Below are 22,593 nucleotides of genomic sequence, written 5' to 3' on the forward strand. Positions count from 1 at the left end.
GCGGCGCTCCTAGGCACCGAGACTCCACCCCTCGCAAAAGTTTAAGTCGAAGGACACTACCGGGGCTACAACAAACCTGTATGCGCCAGCTGGCGTGCCCGGGCAAGAGCCGGCAGCACCTCTCGGATTTGCGGATCAAAGAAGGGCAATTATCCGCACATGCGGGCTACAGTTTCCCTATGCCTAATATTCGCGTTTCCGAGGCGGCCCGTCTGCTGGGCGTCAGCGATGACACCATCCGGCGCTGGACCGAGAACGGCAGCCTGACGCCGCTCAAGGACGACGCCGGACGGCTCGCCGTCGACGGGCTGGAACTCGCGCGGCTCGCCCGGGAGCAGGCCCAGCTTCCGGAGGACCCGGCCAAAGCCGGCAGCTCGGCCCGAAACCGCTTCGTCGGCCTCGTCACGGCCATCACCGCCGACACCGTCATGGCCCAGGTGGAGCTGCAGTGCGGGCCGTTCCGGGTGGTGTCCCTGATGAGCAGCGAGGCCGTGCGCGAGCTCGGGCTGGAACTCGGTTCGGTCGCGACCGCCGTCGTCAAGGCCACCACGGTGATCATTGAAACCCCCAAAGGCAAGGGCATCATATGAGGGGCGGCCCGGGGGTTGGCCTGAGGGCCGGTGCCCTGCTGGCAGCAGGCTGCCTTGCCGGCTGCCTTGCCGCCGGCCTGGCCGGCTGCGGCGCGACGGACCGAGCCGGCGGCGAAGGCAGGACCATCACGGTCTTCGCCGCGGCCTCGCTCAAGGCCCCCTTCACGGCGCTCGCCGAGCAGTTTGAAACCCGGAACCCAGGAACCACCGTGACCCTCAGCTTCGCCGGGTCCTCCGACCTCGCCACCCAGATCAGCCAGGGCGCACCGGCTGACGTTTTTGCCTCCGCCGACACCAGGAACATGGCCAAGCTCTCCGAGGCCTCGCTCGTGGAGGGACCGCCCCAGGACTTCGCCACGAACGTGCTGACCATCGCGGTGCCCCCGAAGAACCCGGCGTCGATCAGCTCGCTGGCGGATCTGGCCAGGCCGGGGGTGAAGGTTGTTATGTGCGCGGCTCAGGTTCCGTGCGGCGCGGCCGCGCAGACGGTCGAGAAGGAAACCGGCATCACGCTGCAGCCGGTGAGCGAGGAATCGTCCGTCACCGATGTTCTGGGCAAGGTCGTTTCGGGCGAGGCCGACGCCGGGCTGGTCTACGTCACGGACGTCCTGGCCGCCGGCAACAAAGTGAAGGAAATCCCGTTCGCCGAGTCCGCGAGGGCCGTGAACACCTATCCGATCGCCGCGCTGCGGACCAGCCGGAACCAGGACCTCGCGGCCGCCTTCATTGCGGCTGTGACGGGTCACGAAGGCCGGCAGCTCCTTAGCGGCGCCGGCTTCGGAACCCCCGGGAACCCATGATGCACCGGAGCCACAGTGCCTACCACGGGATTCCGCGCTGGGTCATGGGCGTGGCCGCGGTCGGGGCTCTGCTGGTGCTGCTGCCGCTCGTGGCCATGGTTGCCCGGGTCAACTGGCCGCAGTTCATCCCGCTGGTCACCTCCGAATCCTCCCTCACGGCACTGGGTCTGAGCCTGCGCACGGCCGCTGCGAGTACGGTGCTGTGTGTGCTGTTCGGGGTGCCGCTGGCGCTGGTGCTGGCCCGCGCCGACTTCCCCGGCCAGCGGCTGCTGCGTTCCTTCGTACTGCTGCCGCTGGTGCTGCCGCCGGTCGTCGGCGGCATCGCGCTGCTCTACGCGTTCGGCCGCCAGGGCCTGCTGGGCCGGACCCTCGAAATCGCCGGGATCCAGATCGCGTTTTCGACGACGGCGGTGGTGCTCGCCCAGACCTTCGTGGCCCTGCCGTTCCTCGTGGTCAGCTTGGAAGGGGCCCTGCGCTCGGCCGGAAGCCGGTACGAGGCCGTCGCCGCAACGCTCGGAGCGAGGCCCAGCACCGTGCTGCGCCGGGTCACCCTGCCGCTGGTCCTGCCGGGGCTCGCATCCGGGGCGGTGCTGTCCTTTGCCAGAAGCCTCGGCGAATTCGGCGCCACCCTCACTTTCGCCGGCAGCCTCCAGGGCGTCACCCGCACGCTGCCGCTGGAAATCTACCTGCAGCGCGAGACCGACGCCGACGCCGCCGTCGCGCTCTCCCTGCTGCTGGTCGTGGTGGCGGTCGTGGTCGTCGGACTCTCCTACCGCGGATCCGGGCCCGCGGGTGCCGCCCGCAGCGTGTCCCGGGCCGGCACGCCGGAGCGGGTGGCGTCATGACGTTCACTTTCGACGCCGCCCTCGCCGCCCGCCGCTTCGAGGTGTCGCTGACCCTGGCGCCCGGCGAGACGGTCGCCGTGCTCGGCCCGAACGGGGCCGGAAAATCCACCCTGCTCGCCGTGATTGCGGGGCTGCTCCGGCCGGACACCGGGCGCTCCGAGGTGAACGGCCGGGTTCTGTTCGAGCTCGGTGCAGGCGTGCACACCTGGACCGCGCCGCACCGCCGCGGCATCGCCCTGCTGGCCCAGGATCCGTTGCTGTTTCCGCACCTGAGCGCCCTGGAAAATGTCGCCTTCGGTCCCCGGAGCGCGGGCGTGCCCCGACGGGAAGCCCGGGAATCCGCCCGGCACTGGCTGGCCGAGGTCGACGCCGCGGACCTCGCCGACCGGCGGCCGGGGGACATGTCCGGCGGTCAGGCGCAGCGCGTGGCGGCCGCGCGTGCCCTGGCCGTGAACCCGGAGGTACTGCTGCTGGACGAGCCCCTCTCCGCCCTGGATATCCACGCGGCTCCACTGCTGCGGCGGCTGCTCAAGCGGGTCCTGGCCGGACGGCGTGCCATCATCGTCACGCACGACGTGCTGGACGCCTACATGCTCGCGGACCGGGTGATCGTGATGGAGGGTGGCCGGATCACCGAGGACGGACCCACCCGTGACGTCCTCCGAAGGCCGCGCAGCCGCTTCGCCGCCGGGCTGGCCGGGCTGAACCTGGTGTCGGGGACCGCGACGTCGGCCGGGATCCGGTCCGCCGAGGGTCTTGAGTTCGCCGGCCAGCACGACGCCCCGCTGCTTGCCGGTCAGGCCGGCGTGGCCGCGTTCCCGCCGTCGGCCGTGTCGGTGTTCCTGAGCGAGGCGCACGGCAGCCCGCGGAACTCGTTCCGCGTCAGGGTGACGGACCTGGAGCCGCACGGGGACCAGATCCGGGTCCGTGCCGGCGAGCTGTCCGCCGACGTGACCCCGGCCGCCTCCGCCGACCTCGGACTGGTTCCCGGACTCGACGTCTATTTCGTGGTCAAGGCCGCGGCGGTGTCGATCTACCCGGCGTGACCGCGTCACAAAGCTCACCGGCGTGACGGCGCCACCAGCTCCCTGGCGTTGGGGTGCCACAAGCTCCCCGGCGTGACGGCGCCACCAGCGGGAATGCGTGTCGCCAGGACAAATGCGCAGCGCCAACCGGAGTGCGCGCCGCAAGCTAGGCCTTCCCGCGGCGCCAATGTTTCCATGACGCGCGAAAGTGCGGGCGCACCGGGTATTCCCCTGTCGGTGGCGTTCGTGCGCGTCGCGGAAGAGAACCCGTGTCGCGGGTACGGATGCGCGTCGCGGAAGAGAACCCGTGTCGCGGAAGCGAACCCGCGTCGCGGAAGCGAACCCGCGTCGCGGGTCCGGGCCGCAGGCTAGCCGCGGTCCTTGCGGACCGGGTGCTGGCTGACGATCGAAACCCGGTTGAACGCGTTCATCGTGATCACGAGCCAGCTGACGGCGGAGAACTCCCCGTCCGTGAGGTGCTTCCGGGCCGCCGCACCCTCGTGCTCGCGGGCCCTGGCGTCGGAGATGTTGGTGATGGCCTCGGCCAGGGTCAGGGCAGCGCGTTCCTTTTCGGTGAAGAGGCCGGTGTCCCGCCAGGCCGGCAGGACGGCGAGGCGCTGGGTGGATTCACCGTTCTTCACGGCGTCGCCCACGTGCAGGTCCAGGCAATAGGCGCAGCCGTTGATCTGCGATATGCGGACATTCAGCAGCTCGATCAAGGTCCGGTCAATGCCGGCCTCTTCCGCGGCCTCCTTCGCTTTCAAGCCCAAGCCGTTAAGGGCCCGCCAGGCGGCCGGGTGCTCCTTGTCCAGGAACACGGACCGGGTGTTGGGGTGCTGCGCTGCCGCTGTTTCGTTCATGATCAAAGACTACCTACGGGAAACATTCAAAGAGATACGTGACAGATTTGTCATATGTGTGACATGATCCACGAACAGCGAAATTTCCTGCAGGAGCGGTTTCCCGACCGCTCCGTGGAGCTGGTCCGCCGACATCGGACCGGCGCCCATCAATCGACGGTCGGCTCCTTGGGGGAGCCGACCGTCGAATTGCCTTAACGGAACATGCCCCCTTCAGTGCCCCACCCCTTGGGGACATGCCCAGTCCGGGACCTGGGCAATGGACATGTCGGGACTATGTCCACCGGCCCTTGCGGGGGGAGGGCATATCCAGCCCCGGGCACCTCAGGTTCGCGCGTGCGGAGGACATGCGGAGGACATGCCCAGTCCCGGGCCTGCGCAGTGCGCATGTTGGCACTATGTCCGGTGGCCCGCGGGAGCGGAGGGCATGTCCCGTGGGGAGACGGCGGGCGCGGGGACTCCGGCCCTAGACAGCCGTTTCGCTGTCGGCAAACATGGAGCCAAAGGGACCAAATGCAAAGTTGAGCGTAGTAGACTCAACTTTATTACCAGCATGTTCCCGGAAGGAGCTCTCTTTGGACGCCAAATTCACCACCAAGAGCCAGGAGGCGCTTGCGGCAGCCGCCATGAACGCCTCGACGGCGGGCAATCCCCAGCTCGAGCCCGCCCATCTCCTCAAGGCACTCATGGACCAGCGCGAGGGCGTCGCCGTCGCGCTCCTCCGCGCCACCGGGGCGGACCCGGACTCCGTCAGCGTCCAGGCGAGCACTGCCATCAAGGCCCTTCCGTCCACCTCCGGCAGCTCGGTGCAGCAGCCGCAGATGTCCCGCACCGCGCTGCAGGCCATCAAGAATGCCCAGAATGAGGCCGAACGGCTCGGCGACAGCTACGTCTCCACCGAACACCTGCTGCTGGGGCTTGCGTCGGGAAGCGACGCCGTCGGCAAACTCATGCGCGAATCCGGGACTTCCCACGAGGCTTTGCTCGCGGCTCTCCCGGGTGTCCGCGGCGACCGCAAGGTGGACAACGCCGACCCCGAAAATTCCTTCCAGGCGCTGGAGAAGTACGGCACCGACCTCACCGCGGTTGCCCGCGCCGGGAAGCTGGACCCGGTCATCGGCCGCGACGCCGAGATCCGCCGCATCATCCAGGTGCTGAGCCGCCGGACCAAGAACAACCCCGTTATCATCGGCGAACCCGGCGTCGGCAAGACCGCCGTCGTCGAAGGGCTTGCCCAGCGGATTGTCGCCAATGATGTTCCCGAGAGTCTGCGCGGTAAGACCCTGGTCGCCCTGGACCTCGCCTCCATGGTGGCCGGTGCCAAGTACCGCGGCGAATTCGAGGAACGGCTCAAGGCCGTCCTGGAGGAGATCAAGGGCTCCGAAGGCCAGATCGTCACTTTCATCGACGAGATCCACACCGTGGTGGGGGCCGGCGCGTCCGGGGACAGCTCCATGGACGCCGGCAACATGCTCAAGCCCATGCTGGCCCGCGGCGAGCTGCGGCTGATCGGTGCGACCACGCTGGATGAGTACCGCGAAAACATCGAGAAGGACCCCGCCCTGGAACGCCGCTTCCAGCAGGTCTACGTCGGGGAGCCGAGCGTTGAAGACACGATCGGCATCCTGCGCGGACTCAAGGAACGCTACGAGGCGCACCACAAGGTCGCCATCGCCGACTCCGCCCTCGTCGCCGCCGCCACCCTCTCCAGCCGCTACATCTCGGGCCGTCAGCTGCCGGACAAGGCGATCGACCTGGTCGACGAGGCGGCTTCCCGGCTGCGGATGGAGATCGATTCCGCCCCCGAGGAGATTGACCAGCTAAAACGTTCCGTGGACCGCCTGACCATGGAGGAACTGGCGCTGGCCAACGAGACCGATCCCGCATCAGTGGAACGGCTGGCCGCGATCCGTGCGGACAAGGCTGACAAGAATGAAGAACTCGGCGCGCTCAACGCCCGCTGGGAAGCCGAAAAGGCCGGCCTTAACCGGGTCGGCGACCTGAAGGCCAAGATCGACGAACTGCGCTCCGCCGCGGAGAAGTTCCAGCGCGAAGGCGACCTCGAGGCGGCCTCCCGGATCCTGTACGGCGAACTTCCCGCGCTCGAGCGGGAACTCAACGAGGCCGCCGAAGCGGAATCGGCACGGGTGGCCGGCGGCGGGGCCAAGCAGGAACTCATGGTGGCCGACGAGGTCACTGCCGACGACATCGCCGAAGTTATTTCGGCCTGGACCGGCATCCCCGCCGGCCGCATGCTGCAGGGCGAGAGCCAGAAACTGCTGGAGATGGAGCAGGTGCTGGGCAAACGGCTGATCGGCCAGAGCAAGGCTGTCACCGCGGTGTCCGACGCCGTCCGCCGCGCCCGGGCGGGGATCAGCGACCCCAACCGGCCAACCGGCTCCTTCCTGTTCCTCGGCCCCACGGGCGTCGGCAAGACCGAGCTGGCGAAGGCCCTGGCGGACTTCCTGTTCGACGACGAACGGGCCATGGTGCGGATCGACATGTCCGAATACTCGGAGAAGCACTCGGTGGCCCGCCTCGTCGGCGCGCCCCCCGGCTACGTGGGCTACGAGGAAGGCGGCCAGCTCACCGAGGCCGTCCGCCGCCGCCCTTACTCCGTACTGCTGCTCGACGAGGTCGACAAGGCCCACCCGGAGGTCTTCGACATCCTCCTGCAGGTGCTCGACGACGGCCGGCTCACCGACGGCCAGGGCCGCACCGTGGACTTCCGCAACGTGATCCTGGTCCTGACCTCCAACCTGGGCAGCCAGTTCCTGGTCGACCCGCTGCTGGACGCGAACGCCAAGCGCGAAGCCGTGATGGCCACCGTGCACTCCTCCTTCAAGCCCGAGTTCCTGAACCGGCTCGATGAAGTGGTGCTGTTCGACCCGCTGAGCGTCGAGGAGCTGTCCCGGATCGTGGAACTGCAGGTCAAGGAACTGGGCGAACGGCTGAAGGGCCGCCGGCTCAACCTGGAAGTGACCGAGGGTGCCCGCGCCTGGCTCGCGGTGACCGGCTTCGACCCCGCCTACGGCGCCCGCCCGCTGCGCCGACTGGTGCAGCGCGAAATCGGCGACCGGCTGGCCAAGGCCATCCTGGCCGGCGAGATCGTGGACGGCGACACCGTGCTCGTGGACACCGCCCCGGACCTCACGGAGCTCACCATGGGCGGCGCCGCGGCATCGGACCGGCCCGACGGCGGCGCCTCCACCGGCAGCGGGCTCTCCGTCAGCCGCAAGGGGTAGGGGTCGCCGCCTCAAACAGACACTGCCAGCCGGAAACTTGTCCGGCTGGCAGTTTGTTTGGGGCTGGAACCCGAGGGCTCCGCGGTTACTTCCTAGGGAACCAGCGATTCCATGATCACGTTGCCGGCGTCCGCGGTGACGTAGCAGTCCACGCGGCGGTCTCCGTTGTCCCAGCTTGAGGAGCTCGGGTAGGCGTTGCGTTGCTTCAGGCCGTAGCTGGTGGCGGCGGCGGCCAATTGCGCACTGCGGCAGGTCTCGCGGCCTTTGTCCTTCAGTGCGGTCAGGCCGGGATAGGCGTCCGATTCCTGATACTGGTGGATCGCGATCAGCTGCGCCGAGTGCCCTGCGGTGCAATCCACGATGGTGGACTGCGGCGCCTCCGGGTCAAAATCCTTGAAACAGTCGCCGAGCTGGAAGTCCAGCGGGCTGACGCCCTCCAGCGGTAACGGCCCGCGGCTCGCGGGAGCAGGCGCCGGTGCGGCGGCGGCAGCGGCAGCGGGGGAGGCGTCCGCAGACTGCGTGGTGCTGCCACCGCCCAGCGACGTCAACCACCAGATCAACAGGCCCATTATGAGGACGGCGGCGACGGCGGCGATGATTCTGGTGGGAGCCTGGCGGCGGACAATGCTGCCCAGCTGCGAGGCTTTTTCCGAGGCGGCCCTCGTAGCCCCCGCCAGAGCAACGCCGGCGGCCCCCGTGGCGGCCCCGGCGGTGGCGCGGCCGCTTCGACGCTCGCGAGTGCCGGGCTGCCCGGCGTCGGCCCGGATGACTGGCGGGATAGACGGGCGGACGGGGTGCGGGGTGGCCGGTGTAGTCGAGGCAGCCGGGGCGGCCGACGGTACAACGGGCGTCGCGGACGTCGGCGGCGCCGAAGGTCTCGGCGGGACCGCAGGCGACTCTACAGGCGGTCCCGCCGGGGCGGACCGTTCGCCGGATCCGCCGGCAGGGGGAACCCCGGGCCAGCGGGTGCCGCCGGGCCTCTCGTTCTCTTCGGTCACTGGGACTTCACCACTTCCGTGCATTTTTCCGCGACTGGACGCCCGCTGGAGGGACCCGTTTCCGGGGGTCCACTACGGAACTCTATCGAAGATGCCGGGCGGGCCGCACGCCGCCGCGGCGCCGTACCGGGCACTGCCGCGTGCGACACTGCCCACAGCGGCCGTCCCGGGGAGCAGTTACCGCTGAAAGCATGTAATCTAGGTGTACGACAAATTGACCAAACATTCCGGGGCCTCACTAACGCCAATGGTGACCACCTCCGGTCCGAGTACAAAAGGGGGTCACGCCATGGGGCGCGGCCGTCAAAAGGCAAAAGCTACCAAGCAGGCTCGGGACATCAAGTATTACTCCCCGAACACTGACTACACTGCGCTCCAGCGTGAGCTCAAGAGTTCTGAGGTTCGTGCACCGAGCCGCTTCTCGAGCGAGCCGGTTGAGCCAGATTATTCGGCTTATGTGGATAAGTACGCGGACGATGTGGAAGAGGACGACGACGAGGTAGATTCCCGTCGGATAGGTTAGTCGGACTTCTTCCCGGCATGTTTTTCCGTTAGCGGATTGCCGACCACGTGATTTCAGGCCCGCCGGCCGCTCCCGAAACGGGAGAGGCCGGCGGGTTTTCTGCTGCCCGCGGATTACCTACCGGCCAAGCCCGTCCGCAGTTGTCCCGGCCGGACCCTCAGGCTAGGTTGAAGCTGCCGGATCCACCGGCCCGCACCAACTTCCGGAGGGATGGCCATGACCACGCGCACGGGGTTCACCGAAGGGGAGGTCTGCTGGACGGATCTCCAGACCAGCGACGTCGGGGCGGCCAAGACCTTCTACTCCGCCATCTTCGGCTGGCGCTACAAGGACCTGCCCACCCCGGACGGGCGCAGCTATGCGCAGGCCTTTGTGGGTGAGGACCTGGTCACCGTGATCGCGCCGCAGAATCCGCAGCAGTCGGCCGCCAAGGCACCTGGGCAGTGGAACGTGTACCTCGCCTCCGCCGACGCCGAAGGGCTGGCCGAAAGCCTGGCGGACGCCGGCGGCACCCTGGAATTCGGCCCGGAGGACGTGGCCGGCACAGGGGTGATGGTCTTCTTCGCCCCGCCCGGAGGCGGCACCACCGGCGCCTGGCAGGCCGGAAGCCACTTCGGCGCCGCCCGCAGCGGGGAACCCGGGTCCCTGGCATGGGCGGAACTGCTGACGCCCGAGCCGCAGGCCGCCGTCGGGTTCTTCCAGCAGCTCTTCGGGCACGACGTAACGGAATACCCGCAGGACGACGGCGGCAAGTACACCACGCTGGTGGTGGACGGCGCGGAAGTGGCCGGGATCGCGTCGGTCCCCGGGGAGGCCGAGGGCACGCTCCAGCCGGGATGGCAGGTGTACTTCGGGGTGTCCAGCGTCGCCGACGCGGTCGCGGCGGCGGTGGCGGCCGGCGGCACGGTACTGATTGAACCGGACGAGGACGAGGAGGCCGGCACCATCGCCACCCTTGAGGATCCGCAGGGCGGCGTCTTCAGCGTCCTCGAGGTTTAACCACAGATCGAGTGCTCCGTAACTGCCGTTTTGGACGTGCTAAACGGCAGTTACGGAGCACTCGATAAGGGTTACTCGAGAAGGGTTGCTCGAGAAGGGTTGCTCGAGAAGGGTCAGGCGTAGGCGTTGACCAGCCGGACGGCGCCGCCGTCGACGCCTTTGGCGCCCTGCACGTAGTCCGGGCCGGTCTTGATGATCGAGTCGGAGTTTTCCTCCACGGTGCCCATGACCCAGGCCGGCAGCCCGCGATCGTTGAGCCGGTCCACGGCCGCGTCGGCTGCCTCCGGTGAGACGATCGCGACCATGCCCACGCCCAGGTTCAGGGTGCGCTCCAGATCGGCCAGCGGCACGTTGCCCAGTTCGGCCACGAGCCGGAAGATGGCCGGGAGCTGCCAGGTGGCGCGGTCCACGGTGGCCAGTAGGCCCTGCGGCAGGACGCGGGCCAGGTTGGCGGCGAGGCCGCCACCGGTCACGTGGCTGAAGCCGTGCACGGCCCGGCCGCCGGCGGAGCCGTTCACCGGGAAGGTGCGGGCCAGGTCCAGGCAGTCGGCGGCGTAGACGCGGGTCGGTTCCAGGAGTTCCTCGCCCAACGTGCGGCTGAACTCGGAGACGTGGCGGTCCAGGGCCCAGCCGGCGTGGTTGATGACGCGGCGGACCAGGGAGTAGCCGTTGGAGTGCAGGCCCGAGGAGGCCATGCCGATCACCACGTCGCCGGCGCGGACGCGGTCCGGACCCAGCAGGTCGGCGGCTTCGACAACACCGGTGGCGGCGCCCGCGACGTCGTACTCGTGTTCGCCCAGCAGGCCGGGGTGCTCGGCCGTTTCGCCGCCCACCAGGGCGGTGCCGGCCACGGAGCAGGCGGCAGCGATGCCCCGGACGATGTCCGCGATCCGCTCCGGGACCACCTTGCCGCAGGCGATGTAGTCGGTCATGAACAGCGGTTCGGCGCCCACGACGACGATGTCATCGACCACCATGCCGACCAGGTCGAAACCGATGGTGTCATGGATGTCCATGGCCTGCGCAATGGCCACCTTGGTGCCGACGCCGTCGGTGGACGTGGCCAGCAGCGGGCGCTTGTAGGTGAGCAGCTTCGAGACGTCGTACAGGCCCGCGAAGCCGCCGACGCCGCCGATCACCGAGGAGTTGTGCGTGGCCTTGACGGCATCCTTCATGAGTTCGACGGCGCGGTCGCCCGCTTCGACGTCGACGCCGGCGGAAGCGTAGGTGATGCCGACGGTGTTCTGGGCGGCGTTCATGTCAGCGGCCGGGGAGGCGGAAGTCATACGGGCTCTTTCTTGTCGGCTGCAATGGGACGATCAATGCGATCGGCGTCGGTGAGCAGTTCTTCGAATTCGGCGTCCGGGCCCGGGTCGCAGCCGGTGGCACCGACCTTTTCGGCCGGGTCGTCATCCAGGGTCGTGCCGGGGTCGACGTCGGGGGCGTCCCCGGCGGGGCCGCCAAGGACAGCGGCGGCCGGGACAGCCGCGAGCGGGGCCGGGGAGCTGGCAGCTGCGGGGAGACCGCCGAGATCGGTGCGTTCGAGCAGGTTCTTGCCGAGCTTGTCGGCGCCCGGCAGTTCAATCGGGTACTTGCCGGTGAAGCAGGCGGTGCACAGGCGTTCGCGCGGCTGCTGGGTGGCACCGATCATGCCTTCTTCGGAGATGTAGGCCAGCGAGTCGGCGCCGATGGCCTGGGTGATCTCCTCGACGGTGGCGCCGTTGGCGATCAGCTCGGCGCGGGAGGCGAAGTCGATGCCGTAGAAGCACGGCCACTTGACCGGCGGGGAGGAAATCTTGATGTGCACGGACTTGGCGCCGGCTTCCCGGAGCATCCGCACGATGGCGCGCTGGGTGTTGCCGCGGACGATCGAGTCGTCGACGACCACCACGCGCTTGCCGCGGATCACGGATTCGAGGGCGTTGAGCTTGAGCCGGATGCCGAGCTGGCGCAGGGTCTGCGAGGGCTGGATGAACGTCCGGCCCACGTAGGCGTTTTTGACGAAACCGTGCGCGAACGGGATCCCGGATTCCTCGGCGTAGCCCACGGCCGCGGGGGTGCCGGATTCCGGGACCGGGATGACGATGTCCGCTTCCTGGGTGTTTTCGCGTGCCAGCTGGCGGCCCATTTCCACTCGGGACTCGTACACGGAGCGGCCGGCGATGGAGGCGTCCGGGCGGGCAAGGTAGACGTACTCGAAGACGCAACCTGCCGGCGTCGCCGCGGCGAATCGCTGCGAGCGGACGCCCTCCTCGTCGATCGCGATGAACTCGCCCGGCTCGATTTCGCGGATGAAGCTCGCCCCGACTGTGGCGAGGGCGGACTGCTCGGAAGCGACCACCCAGCCGCGCTCCAGCCGGCCCAGGCAGAGCGGGCGGATGCCGTACGTGTCGCGGGCCGCGTAGAGGGTGCCTTCATCCATGAAGACAAAGCAAAAGCCGCCCTTGATCTTGGGCAGCAGGTCCATCGCGGTCTGTTCTAGCGACTTGCCCTCTTCGCCCTCCAGTAGGGCGGTGACAAGGGCGGTGTCCGAGGTGTTGCCCTGTTTCATTTCGCCGGTGAGCTGGCCGCTGTTGCGGTCCACAATCATGGCCTTGAGCTCGGCGGTGTTGGTCAGGTTGCCGTTGTGGGCCAGCGCCACGGTACCGGTCGCCGTCGCGCCCAGGGTGGGCTGCGCGTTGGCCCAGTGGCTGGCGCCGGTGGTCGAGTAACGGCAGTGGCCAACGGCCAGGTGCCCGGTCAGGGTGTTAAGCGTTGTCTCGTCGAAGACCTGGGATACGAGCCCCATGTCCTTGTAGACGTTGATCCGCTTGCCGTCGCTGGTAGCAATACCAGCCGACTCCTGACCGCGGTGCTGCAGTGCATACAGCCCGTAATAAGTGAGTTTTGCAACCTCTTCGCCGGGAGCCCAGACCCCAAAGACGCCACATGCGTCCTGAGGGCCCTTTTCGCCAGAGAGAAGGTCATGAGAAAGTTTTCCATCGCCGCGTGCCACTGGTCGATTATCTCACGTTGTGCGCTAGGACTTTCCCGGCGGCCGATTTATGACCTGCGGCCCGCTCAGGCCCCTTGCTGATCCCCGGAATCCGGGACGGATTCGACGACGGCGCGCCTGGCGCGGCGGACGCTCAGGCGGTCCAGGACGAGCGCCGTAAGGCCACCAAGAATCACGCCGCCGGCGCCACATAGGATCATAAAGAAACCGAACACCGCACTGGCGTCGTAGCTTTCATCGCCCGGGAGGCCGTAGGCGAGGAAAGCCGCCACGCCGAAGCCCAGAAGCCCGCCCAGGACGAGGAACGGCACGTACTTCGGCGCCCGGCGCACGGTGACGTCGCGCCGTTCGGGGACATGCTGCTCGCCTGCGGTGCCGGGGTTTTCGGGGGTAGACATGCCGTTAAGCCTACTGCCCCGGCAACCATTGCTCCCGCCGCGGCGGCGGGAGCACACTAGTGGGTGGGGGAGGGCACGGAACAGCCAAGGAGCGCCCATGTCAGCCTCAGCAGACTGGATCAGGGACCAGCAGCGCAGTACCTGGGACGAGTTCTCCACCGGCTGGCGGAAATGGGACGCAGAGGTGCTCGGCTGGCACGCCCCCTTTGGCGATGCGGTCATCGAGGAGGCGCGGTTGCGCCCGGACGCCGCTGTCCTCGACGTCGCAGCCGGAACCGGCGAACCGGGCCTCACAGCGGCCGCTCTGGTCCCGCGCGGCAGCGTCACCCTGCTGGACCTCTCCGAGGGGATGTTGCGGGTCGCAGCCGAGAAGGCAGCAGCCCGCGGGCTGGCGAACGTACACACCGCCGTCGGCGACGCCGCCCAACTGCCCTTCGGCGACGCGGTTTTCGATGCGGTCCTCTGCCGCTTCGGTTTTATGTTCTTCCCCCGGGTGTCCACCGCGGTAGCGGAAATGGCCCGGGTGGCCAAGCCGGGCGCCCGGATCAGCGCCGCAGTCTGGGGCCGGGCCGCCGAAAACCCGTGGGCCACCCTGATCCTTGGGACGATTGCCCGCCACACCGAGCTGCCGGTGCCGAAGACGGGCGCGCCGGGACTGTTCCGGTGCGCCGCTCAGGGATTCATGACCAGGGTCTTCAGGGACGCCGGACTGGTTGATGTGAGCGAGCGGAAGGTCAGCACGGACCTGGTCCACGAGACACCGGAGCTGTACTGGGAATTCATGACCGAGATCGCGACCACCGTCGGCGTGGGCCTGGCGACGGCGGACCGGGCATCCCGGGAGCTGATCCGCTCCGACGTCTTCGCGCTGCTGGGCCGCTACGAACACGACGGCGCCATCCGACTCCGCTCCACAGCCACCATCGTGGCGGGCACGCGGGTCTAGCCGGTTTTCGCGGCGGCTTCGGACCGGTACGGCGGGGATCCGGGGTGCGTGCGTCCGAAAGCGCCGCGGAAACGCAGCGTCCTAGACGCCCAGTTCCTCCTTCAGCGCGGTGACGTGCCCCTGCGCCTTGACCTGGTACTGCGCCAGCTTCACGTTGCCCTCGGGGTCCAGGACCACGGTGGAGCGGACGATCGCTTCGGTGACTTCGCCGTTAACCAGATTCTCGCCCCAGGCGCCGTAGGCCACCGCCACGGCGTGGTCCTCGTCGGCAAGCAGCGGGAAGGACAGCGAGAAGTCGCCGCTGAACCGGGCCAGCGCCTCGGGAGCATCGGGGGAAATGCCCAGCACCTCGTAGCCGGAGCCCTGCAGGGAGGCCAGGCTGTCGCGGAAGTCGCAGGCCTCGGTGGTGCAGCCCGGGGTGGCGGCCTTCGGGTAGAAGTAGACAATGACGTTCTTGCCGCGGTAATCGGCCAGTGAAACCTTGTGTCCCGTGGCGTCCGGAAGGGTGAATTCCGGGGCGGGGGTTCCGGGCTGGAGCTTGATGGTGGGGTTGAGGCTCATGGGGGATCCTTCGGGGTTCGTCGGAGTTAGCTACGGATCTGGCCGTCTGCCGTTGCACAACCACGGGCCCGGATGCTGTATTCCGCCGGACTGCGCCCCAGGGCGGCGGAGCAGTCTTCCGCGCGGAGTCCGGCCGTCGACCTCCTGCCCGCGCAGGAAGGTTCTGCGGACGACGCCGGAGAGGGCCTTGCCGTCGTACGGGGTGATGGGATTCTTGTGCTTGAGCCTGGCCGCGTCCACCACGAAGGCCTCGTCGGGCGCGAAGATGGCGAAGTCGGCGTCGAACCCCGGAGCGAGCTGGCCCTTGGTGGTCAGCCGGGCCAGTTCGGCGGGCTTTTGGGCCATCCAGGCCACCACCTGCCCCAGCGGGATGCCGCGCTGCAGTGCCTCCGTCCAGATCAACGACAGGCCCAGCTGAAGCGAGGAGACGCCGCCCCAGGCCACGGCGAAGTCGCCATTCTCCAGGTCCTTGAGGTCCAGGGTGCTGGGCGAATGGTCGGAGACGATGCAGTCGATGGTGCCGTCCTGGAGGCCCTGCCAGAGCAGTTCCCGGTTGGCGGCCTCACGGATGGGCGGGCAGCATTTGAATGCGGTGGCCCCGTCGGGGATTTCCTCAGCTATAAGGGTGAGGTAGTGCGGGCAGGTCTCCACCGTGAGCCGCACGCCGTCGCGCCTGGCGCTGGCGATCATAGGCAGCGCGTCCGAGGATGACAGGTGCAGGATGTGGGCGCGGGCGCCGGTCCAGCGGGCACGTTCGATGACCTCGGCGATCGCCTTGTTCTCGGCGCCACGCGGCCGGGACGCCAGGAAGCTGGCGTACTCGGCGCCGGCCGCGTGCGGCGCACGGTCGATCGCGCGGGGGTCCTCGGCGTGGACGATCATCAGCGCGTCGAAGGACTGGAGTTCGGCCAGGTCCTCCTCCAGCTCCTCGGCGTCCAGCTGGGGGAACTCGTCGACGCCGGAGTGCAGCAGGAAACACTTGAAGCCGAAAACTCCCTCGTCATGCAGCGGGCGGAGATCCGCCTTGTTGCCGGGAACGGCTCCGCCCCAGAACCCGACGTCCACGAACGCCTGGTCCTCGGCGACGTCGCGTTTGAGGTTGAGGGCTTCCACCGTCGTGGTGGGCGGAATGCTGTTGAGCGGCATGTCGATGATGGTGGTCACGCCGCCGGCTGCCGCGGCCCGGGTTGCCGAGGCAAAGCCCTCCCATTCGGTGCGGCCCGGTTCGTTCACGTGGACGTGGGTGTCCACGAGCCCCGGAATCAGGGTTTCGTCGTCCGAAAGTTCAATGACCTCGGCGCCGGAGAGCCCGCTGCCGAGCGGTTCGAGGGCAACGACCCTGCCGCCGCGCACCCCCACCTCGCGCGGCGCGATCCCGTCCGGCGTGAGGACGCGGCGGCCCCGGATGACGAAGTCGAAGGGTTCTTCAGGCATTCGGGCTCTCCTTGCTTCCTGCCGCGGTTCTGCAGCCAGCGCCCGCTGGGCGCCGAGGTACCGTCCGGTCCAGAAGCGCCGCCGCCTCCGCTATAGATGTGTCTACCTTGGTTTCGGGTTCCGTCAAAGCACGCACCGCGCGGAAGCCGGATTTCACGCGGTCGCCGGGGCCGGTGCGGGGCGGTAAGGACGGGCGCTGGACCGTCGAGGGGCACTTTGCGGGCGTCGACGTCGAAAATCACGACGGCGGCCGGCGTGTCCGCGGCAAAGTGCCCCCGGACCGCGGGCGGGTTGGAAGGCTCCGCCAAAGAGTGGCCCGTGAACAGTTGCGGAGCGCAGCCGCCGCCGAAGGATGGCTCGTGATCCGCCGAGGGGCACTTTGCGGGCGTCGACGCCGCAGATCACGACGGCGGCCGGCGTGTCCGCGGCTAAGTGCCCCCGGACCGCAGGCGGGGCAGGCCGGGCGGCCCGACGTGGTCGACAGGGACGACGGCGAAGCCTGGTGCCGGCGTGTCCGCGGCGAAGTGGCCCGGACCGCGGGCGGGTGCCAGCGGCGGTCAGGAGGACATGCGCAGGCGGGTAATCCAGTCGAAGGCGGTCTCTGCGGGTTCTTTGTACTCGAGCGCGATGTAGCCTTCGTAGCCGAGTTGGCGGCTGCGCGCGATCCAGTCGCCAAGCGGCAGCCCGCCGGTTCCGGGAGCTCCGCGGCCCGGGCTGTCGGCGATCTGGACGTGGCCGAAGTCGGGGGCGTGCTTCTCGATGACAGCTGCCACGTCGTCGCCGTTGACGGAGAGGTGATAGAAGTCGGCGAGGAACTTGATGTTGCCCGCACCCGTTTCCTCCGTCACCCGGGAGATGATCCGGAGGGCGTCCTCGGCCGTAAGGAGCGGGTAGCGCGGGGCGCCGCTGACGGGTTCGAGCAGGACGGTGCCGCCAATGCCGGCCACGCCGGCGGCGGCCGCCGCGAGGTTGGCGACCGCCAGTTCATCCTGGGACTCCGGGGTGTGCCCGTCCTGCCGGTTGCCGTAGAGGGCGTTGAAAAACTTGCAGCCGAGCCGGCCGCCGATGCCGGCCACGACGTCGATGTTGTCCTTAAACTCTGAGCTGCGGCCCGGCCAGGACACCAGGCCCCGGTCCCCGGCGGGCATGTCGCCGGCATGGAAATTGAGGCCGGCGAGCTGGACGCCCGCGTCGGTGATCGCCCGCGCAAAGCGGGTGAGCTCGGCATCGCCCGGAACTGACGACGCGAAGGGCCACCAGAACTCGACGGCGTCGAAGCCGGCGGCCTTCGCCGCCGCGGGCCGCTCGAGCAGGGGCAATTCGGTCAGCAGGATGGAGCAGTTCACGGAATACGTCATGGTGGGTTCTTTCCGGTGTGGGCGGCCTGGTCCAGGGCTTACCCCTTCGTGGGGTCCTTCCGGGCCGCCAGGCCCACCAGCGCCCCGACGGCAATGCCGATCAACAGGCCGGTGAACGGCTTGTCGACGGTGGCCACACCGATGGCAAGGCCGATGGCGGCGCCAATAAGCATTCCGATCCACAGGGACTCGTATTTCACACCCTCAGGCTAGCAAGCCCCGCCAAGCAAAATGACCGGCGCCGCTATCGCCCGGCTTGCGCTCCACCACGCGATGACTTGCCGTCCCAACCAGGGACGGCAAGTCACTTCGTGTCGATAATGTCAGCTGATCAGGCTGTCTGCGATATCAAGAACTTCGTCCAGAATGGCCAGGCCCGTTTGGGCATCGTTGGCGCTGATATTGCACGGCGGAACAACGTGGATACGGTTGAAATTCGCAAAAGGAAGCAATCCGCGGGACTTGCAGGCGGCGACCAGCTGGTTCATTTCCGGGCTCGAACTACCGTATGCGGCCATTGGCTCGCGGGTCGCGCGATTCTTGACCAGTTCGATGGCCCAAAACACGCCGGTTCCCCTAACTTCGCCGACCGAGCGATGGTTTTCCGCGAAGTCGGACAGGGCCGGCCCGATCACGGTCTCACCTAACGACGCGGCATGTTGCACGATCTGTTCGTCCTCCATCGCGTTGATGGTAGCTACCGCGGCCGCAGTTGCCAGCGGATGGCCGGAGTAGGTCAGGCCTCCCGGGTAGACACGCTTTCCGAAAGTGGCCGCGATTTCGGGGCTGATGGCAACGCCACCCAGCGGGACATAACCGGAATTCACGCCTTTGGCGAAGGTGAGCAGGTCAGGGACGACGTCGAAGTGCTCGATGGCGAACCACTTGCCCGTCCTGCCGAAGCCGGCCATGACCTCGTCGGCGATGAGGATGATGCCATGCCGGGTGCACAGTTCCCGCACCCCTTGGAGATACCCGGGTGGGGGCATGTAGATTCCGGCGGTCCCGGGAATCGATTCCAGAATCAGTGCCGCGATAGTGGACGGACCCTCGAAACTGACCAGTTGTTCGAGGTGTTCCAGGGCGCGCTGGCTTTCCTCTTCCTCTGTCGCGGAGTGGAAGGCTGTGCGGTACAGGTAGGGCGGGAAGAAGTGGATGGTCCCGGTGCTGGCGCTGTCGCTGGCCCAGCGGCGCGGGTCCCCTGTCAGGTTCACTGCGAGTTGGGTACCACCATGGTAGGAGCGGTAGGCGGAGAGGACCTTGTGCCGGCCGGTGTGGAGCCGTGCCATGCGGACGGCGTGCTCATTGGCGTCCGCTCCGCCGTTGGTGAAGAAGATTTTGTCGAGCTCGCCGGGGGTCCGCTCCGCGATCAGGCGGGCCGCCTCGGAGCGGGCGTCATTGACGTAGCTCGGGGCGATGGTGCACAGTTTCGCGGCCTGGGCCGTGATCGCGGATACGACGGCGGGGTGCTGGTGGCCGATGTTCGTGTTGACCAGCTGGGACGAGAAGTCCAGATACTTGTTGCCCTCGCCGTCCCAGACGTGGGATCCCTGCGCTGCTGTGATGACCATCGGGTCCAGGAGGTCTTGGGCGGACCAGGAGTGGAAGACGTGCTTGCGGTCCAGTTCGTAGGCCCGCCGGGCTGCTTCGGGATCGTGCTGGAGCGGCAGGACGCCGCTGTCAATCGTGGAAGTCATGTCGTGTCCCTTTCTACTGTGGGGCCGGTCAGGCGTTCTGCGGGAAACCGAGGTTGATGCCACCGTGGCTGGGGTCCAGCCACCGGGAGGTCACGGCCTTGCCCCTGGTGAAGAACCCCACTCCCTCGGTGCCGTGGGCATGGGTGTCGCCGAAGAGCGAGTTCTTCCAGCCGCCAAAGGAGTAGTAGGCCATGGGGACCGGGACGGGGACGTTGATGCCGACCATGCCCACTTCCACTTCGTTCTCGAAGCGGCGGGCCGCGCCGCCGTCGTTGGTGAAGATGGCGGTGCCGTTGCCGTAGGGGTTGGTGTTTATCAACTCCAGCGCCTGCTCGTAGCTCTCAACCCGGACCACCGACAGGACGGGGCCGAAGATCTCATCCTGGTAGATGGACATGTCAGGGGTGACGTTGTCGAACAGCGTGGGGCCGACGAAGAAGCCGTCCCCTTCAGCGTCGGGGGCGACGTGGCGTCCGTCGACCACCAGCGTGGCGCCCGAGGCCTCTCCGGCGTCGACGTAGCCTGCGACCTTGTCGCGGTGGACCGCCGTGACGAGCGGGCCCATGTCGCAGCCTCGCAGGCCGTCGCCGGTGCGGAGCGACCGCGTACGCTCCGCAATTTTCGTCACGAGCTCGTCCGCGATTCCGCCGACCGCGAGGAGTGCCGAAATGGCCATGCACCGTTCGCCCGCCGAACCGAATCCGGCGTTCACCGCGGCGTCGGCGGCGAGGTCGAGGTCGGCGTCGGGCAGGACAATCATGTGGTTTTTGGCGCCACCGAGGGCCTGCACACGCTTCCCGTTGGCCGTCGCAGTCTGGTAGACGTACTTGGCGATCGGTGTGGAACCGACGAATGAGACGGCCTTGATGTCGGGGTGGCCCAGCAGGGCGTCGACGGCCACCTTGTCGCCGTGCAGGACGTTGAACACGCCGTCCGGAAGCCCCGCTTCCTTCCAGAGTTCGGCCATCCAGTTGATCGCCGTGGGGTCCTTTTCGCTCGGTTTGATGACAACGGTGTTGCCGGCGGCGATGGCGAGTGGGAAAAACCACATCGGCACCATGGCCGGAAAGTTGAAGGGGCTGATGATGGCGACCGGTCCCAGTGCCTGCCGGATTGAGTGGACGTCCACATTGGTGGACGCGTTCTCCGTGTAGCTGCCCTTAAGCAGGTGCGGGATGCCACAGGCGAACTCCACGACTTCCTGACCCCGGGTCACTTCTCCGAGGGCGTCATCCAGGACCTTCCCGTGCTCGGACGTGATGATGGCGGCGAGCTCTCCCTTGCGCGCATTGAGCAGTTCGCGGAAGGCGAAGAGGATCTGGGTGCGGCGGGCAAGGGACGTGTCCCGCCACGCAGGGAACGCGGCCTTGGCCGCCGCAACCGCGGCCTGGCCCTCTTCAAGGCTGGCCAGGGAAACCTGGCCAGTCACCTTACCGGTCGCCGGGTTCGTCACGGGGGCCGTCCGGCTGCCAGCCGGAATGTAGCTGCCGTTGATCCAGTGCTCAATGTTGTTCAAGTAAATCTCCTAATACGGAACGGCGTGTGTCTTGCGTCCAGTGTGTCCGGGCCAAAGCCAGGCGGTAAGAGCCGATGTGTAAAGAAGGTTCTGGCCTGCTTTACACTTTGTAAATGTTGCCCACTGTTCGCTCCATCCTTGACCTCCCGGTGTTGCGTGAGGCTAGCCCGCAGATCCTCGGCGCCGACATCGCCTTGGATAACCCGGTCCGCTGGGTCCACGTGAGCGAAGTACTCGATATTTCCGGGCTACTGTCCGGCGGCGAGCTCGTGCTCACCACGGGCCTGGAACTGGAAAAGGAACCCGGTCTCACGTCATCGTTCATCCGGTCGCTGGAGGAGGCCGGAGCCTCGGGCCTAATCGTTGAAGTCATCGGAAACAGAGTGCGCAGCATGGATGCCCTCCGGGTTGCCGCGCTGGGCACGGTACTGCCCGTGATTGTGGTGGAGCAGAGGGTGCGCTTCGTGCAGATTACGGAGATCGTGCACCGCATGATCGTGGCCGATCAGTTGGAGCGCGTGGAGCGGGCGCGGGACGTCCACGAAGCGTTCACGGTGCTGAGCCTGGAAAGCGCGGGGACGCAGCAGGTCGTGGAGCAGGCCTCGACGATGATCGGCGCTCCGGTGGTTCTGGAGGACCTGTCCCACCTGGTCCTTGCCTATTCGACCCGGGAGCTGGCCGCGGCGGAACTGCTCGATGACTGGGAACGGAGGTCACGGACCACACCGTCAGCTCCGGAGACATCGCGGAGCGGGCCCGAGGCCTGGTTGCAGACTCCGGTTGGCGTGCGCCGGCAGTTGTGGGGGCGGCTCGTGGTTCCGGTGGCGCTCGACGACGACGAGGCTGCGGCTATGGTGCTGGAACGCGCCGCCCAGACGCTGGCGATCAACCGGTTGGCCGAGCGGGACCGGCGCGAGCTGAGCCACCAGGCGCAGGCCGGGCTCCTGAACGCACTGCGTCAGCCAAGAGGTCTCGGAGAGGGGGAGGCCCAGACGCGCGCCGCAGCGCTGGGCCTCAGACGCTCGCCCTACTACGTTCCGGTGGTGTTCCGGAGCGGCGGAGCATCCTCGGGTGTCGCGTCCGGTACCACGGGACCCGGCGGTGATCCGCTGGCCGGGCAGCAGGAGGAGCGCTCGCTGCTCGAGCAGCTCGCCCGGGCGCTCAAATCCGTCTCGGGAACGGCGCTGACAGCGAGTATCAGGTCCGGTTCGGTCGGCATGATCCTGGCGGTCCCGGCGAAACAACTCGAAGACCCGATGCTCCAGCGGCTCGCCGACGCTCTCGCCGGGGACCTTTCAGCCGGTCCACCCCTCGCCGGAATCCGGCCGGCCGGCCCAGCGGAAGTGAAGTGGAGCATCGGCGTCGGCCGCCTGCGCGATTCCCTGCTGGAGGCGGCAGCGGGTATAGACGAGGCTTCCCATGTCGCCGAGACGGCCGCGACGTTGCCAGGCGACCGCAAGTCCTTTTACCGCGCAACCGACGTGCGCCTGCGGGGGCTGCTGGCCTTGCTCCGCAAGGACCCGCGCGTGCAGCAGTTCGTCGAGTCCGAGCTGGCGGGGGTGCTGGATGCCGAGGCCCGGGGTGCGGATGGGTACCTGGAGCTGCTCGGACAGTACCTTGAATCCGGTGGGAACAAGGCCGCCCTCGCCCGCAACGGGTACCTCAGCCGGCCAACGCTGTACGCCCGGCTGGGTAAGTTGGAGGAGCTGCTCGCCGTCGACCTCGGCGACGCCGAATCGAGGACCTCACTGCATGTCGCCCTCCTCTTGCACCGGCTGCGAGCCCTGTAACGCGTGCGGATCT

19 protein-coding genes and 1 pseudogene are annotated in these 22,593 nt (G+C 68.0%); 9 read left to right on the forward strand and 11 right to left on the reverse strand.

Annotated elements, in window-relative coordinates; translation table 11 throughout:
* Positions 1-179: 179 nt before the first annotated feature.
* The 4 genes from AC50X9_RS00650 to AC50X9_RS00665 are packed head-to-tail and all read left to right on the forward strand — an operon-like array spanning position 180 to position 3,281.
* Positions 180-590, forward strand: coding sequence for a TOBE domain-containing protein (locus AC50X9_RS00650; protein ID WP_494889038.1), 411 nt, complete (start codon positions 180-182; stop codon positions 588-590).
* The gene (gene modA / locus AC50X9_RS00655; RefSeq protein WP_494889040.1) at positions 587-1,390 is read left to right on the forward strand and encodes a molybdate ABC transporter substrate-binding protein; all 804 of its coding nucleotides are present in this window, start codon (positions 587-589) and stop codon (positions 1,388-1,390) included. The genes AC50X9_RS00650 and modA overlap by 4 nt, the downstream gene beginning before the upstream one ends.
* On the forward strand, positions 1,387-2,235 hold the full coding sequence (locus tag AC50X9_RS00660) for an ABC transporter permease (protein WP_494889042.1): 849 nt from the start codon (positions 1,387-1,389) through the stop codon (positions 2,233-2,235). The genes modA and AC50X9_RS00660 overlap by 4 nt, the downstream gene beginning before the upstream one ends.
* Positions 2,232-3,281 carry a sulfate/molybdate ABC transporter ATP-binding protein gene (locus tag AC50X9_RS00665; RefSeq protein ID WP_494889044.1) on the forward strand — a complete coding sequence of 350 codons (1,050 nt, stop codon included), beginning with the start codon at positions 2,232-2,234 and terminating at the stop codon, positions 3,279-3,281. The genes AC50X9_RS00660 and AC50X9_RS00665 overlap by 4 nt, the downstream gene beginning before the upstream one ends.
* Before the next feature lie 347 nt (positions 3,282-3,628).
* Here AC50X9_RS00665 and AC50X9_RS00670 read toward each other — a convergent pair whose 3' ends face one another.
* Positions 3,629-4,120 (reverse strand): carboxymuconolactone decarboxylase family protein, encoded by a 492-nt coding sequence (locus AC50X9_RS00670; protein ID WP_494889046.1) that lies wholly within the window; start codon positions 4,118-4,120, stop codon positions 3,629-3,631.
* A gap of 575 nt (positions 4,121-4,695) precedes the next feature.
* Between AC50X9_RS00670 and clpB the strand changes: the two genes are divergently transcribed.
* Positions 4,696-7,365: an ATP-dependent chaperone ClpB gene (gene clpB / locus AC50X9_RS00675; RefSeq protein WP_494889048.1), complete on the forward strand. Its 2,670-nt coding sequence runs from the start codon at positions 4,696-4,698 to the stop codon at positions 7,363-7,365.
* Between the two features lie 92 nt (positions 7,366-7,457).
* Here clpB and AC50X9_RS00680 read toward each other — a convergent pair whose 3' ends face one another.
* The gene (locus AC50X9_RS00680) at positions 7,458-8,363 is read right to left on the reverse strand and encodes a septum formation family protein (protein ID WP_494889050.1); all 906 of its coding nucleotides are present in this window, start codon (positions 8,361-8,363) and stop codon (positions 7,458-7,460) included.
* A gap of 289 nt (positions 8,364-8,652) precedes the next feature.
* Between AC50X9_RS00680 and AC50X9_RS00685 the strand changes: the two genes are divergently transcribed.
* Both AC50X9_RS00685 and AC50X9_RS00690 read left to right on the forward strand, forming a co-directional pair.
* Positions 8,653-8,886, forward strand: coding sequence for a DUF3073 domain-containing protein (locus AC50X9_RS00685; RefSeq protein WP_282381218.1), 234 nt, complete (start codon positions 8,653-8,655; stop codon positions 8,884-8,886).
* Between the two features lie 216 nt (positions 8,887-9,102).
* Positions 9,103-9,885 carry a VOC family protein gene (locus AC50X9_RS00690; protein ID WP_494889052.1) on the forward strand — a complete coding sequence of 261 codons (783 nt, stop codon included), beginning with the start codon at positions 9,103-9,105 and terminating at the stop codon, positions 9,883-9,885.
* Positions 9,886-9,998: 113 nt separating this feature from the next.
* On the opposite strand, the gene purM is transcribed toward AC50X9_RS00690, so the two are convergent.
* The 3 genes from purM to AC50X9_RS00705 all read right to left on the reverse strand — a co-directional run bounded on the left by purM (position 9,999) and on the right by AC50X9_RS00705 (position 13,278).
* Entirely contained in the window at positions 9,999-11,171 is a 1,173-nt protein-coding gene (gene purM / locus AC50X9_RS00695; RefSeq protein WP_494889054.1) for a phosphoribosylformylglycinamidine cyclo-ligase, read from the reverse strand.
* Complete coding sequence (gene purF / locus AC50X9_RS00700; protein ID WP_494889056.1) at positions 11,168-12,880, reverse strand: amidophosphoribosyltransferase; 1,713 nt, start codon at positions 12,878-12,880, stop codon at positions 11,168-11,170. The genes purM and purF overlap by 4 nt, the downstream gene beginning before the upstream one ends.
* A 65-nt stretch (positions 12,881-12,945) precedes the next feature.
* A complete protein-coding gene (locus AC50X9_RS00705) occupies positions 12,946-13,278 on the reverse strand; it encodes a hypothetical protein (RefSeq protein ID WP_494889058.1) in 333 nt (110 codons plus the stop codon).
* Between the two features lie 97 nt (positions 13,279-13,375).
* Between AC50X9_RS00705 and AC50X9_RS00710 the strand changes: the two genes are divergently transcribed.
* Positions 13,376-14,224 (forward strand): class I SAM-dependent methyltransferase, encoded by an 849-nt coding sequence (locus AC50X9_RS00710; protein WP_494889060.1) that lies wholly within the window; start codon positions 13,376-13,378, stop codon positions 14,222-14,224.
* An 81-nt stretch (positions 14,225-14,305) separates the two neighbouring features.
* Here AC50X9_RS00710 and bcp read toward each other — a convergent pair whose 3' ends face one another.
* The 6 genes and pseudogenes from bcp to AC50X9_RS00740 form a co-directional block, all read right to left on the reverse strand.
* Complete coding sequence (gene bcp, locus AC50X9_RS00715; protein ID WP_494889062.1) at positions 14,306-14,785, reverse strand: thioredoxin-dependent thiol peroxidase; 480 nt, start codon at positions 14,783-14,785, stop codon at positions 14,306-14,308.
* A 96-nt stretch (positions 14,786-14,881) separates the two neighbouring features.
* Positions 14,882-16,219: pseudogene (gene allB / locus AC50X9_RS00720) on the reverse strand (allantoinase AllB); the annotation flags it as partial.
* A gap of 557 nt (positions 16,220-16,776) precedes the next feature.
* Positions 16,777-17,577 (reverse strand): hydroxypyruvate isomerase family protein, encoded by an 801-nt coding sequence (locus tag AC50X9_RS00725; RefSeq protein ID WP_494889064.1) that lies wholly within the window; start codon positions 17,575-17,577, stop codon positions 16,777-16,779.
* 38 nt (positions 17,578-17,615) lie between these two features.
* On the reverse strand, positions 17,616-17,777 hold the full coding sequence (locus tag AC50X9_RS00730; protein ID WP_494889066.1) for a hypothetical protein: 162 nt from the start codon (positions 17,775-17,777) through the stop codon (positions 17,616-17,618).
* A 123-nt stretch (positions 17,778-17,900) separates the two neighbouring features.
* Positions 17,901-19,274: an aspartate aminotransferase family protein gene (locus tag AC50X9_RS00735; RefSeq protein WP_494889068.1), complete on the reverse strand. Its 1,374-nt coding sequence runs from the start codon at positions 19,272-19,274 to the stop codon at positions 17,901-17,903.
* A 28-nt stretch (positions 19,275-19,302) separates the two neighbouring features.
* Complete coding sequence (locus tag AC50X9_RS00740) at positions 19,303-20,790, reverse strand: CoA-acylating methylmalonate-semialdehyde dehydrogenase (protein ID WP_494889073.1); 1,488 nt, start codon at positions 20,788-20,790, stop codon at positions 19,303-19,305.
* Between the two features lie 113 nt (positions 20,791-20,903).
* Between AC50X9_RS00740 and AC50X9_RS00745 the strand changes: the two genes are divergently transcribed.
* The gene (locus tag AC50X9_RS00745) at positions 20,904-22,580 is read left to right on the forward strand and encodes a PucR family transcriptional regulator (protein WP_494889078.1); all 1,677 of its coding nucleotides are present in this window, start codon (positions 20,904-20,906) and stop codon (positions 22,578-22,580) included.
* The last annotated feature ends 13 nt before the right edge of the window (positions 22,581-22,593 follow it).

This window comes from Pseudarthrobacter sp. HLT1-3, assembly GCF_059383535.1.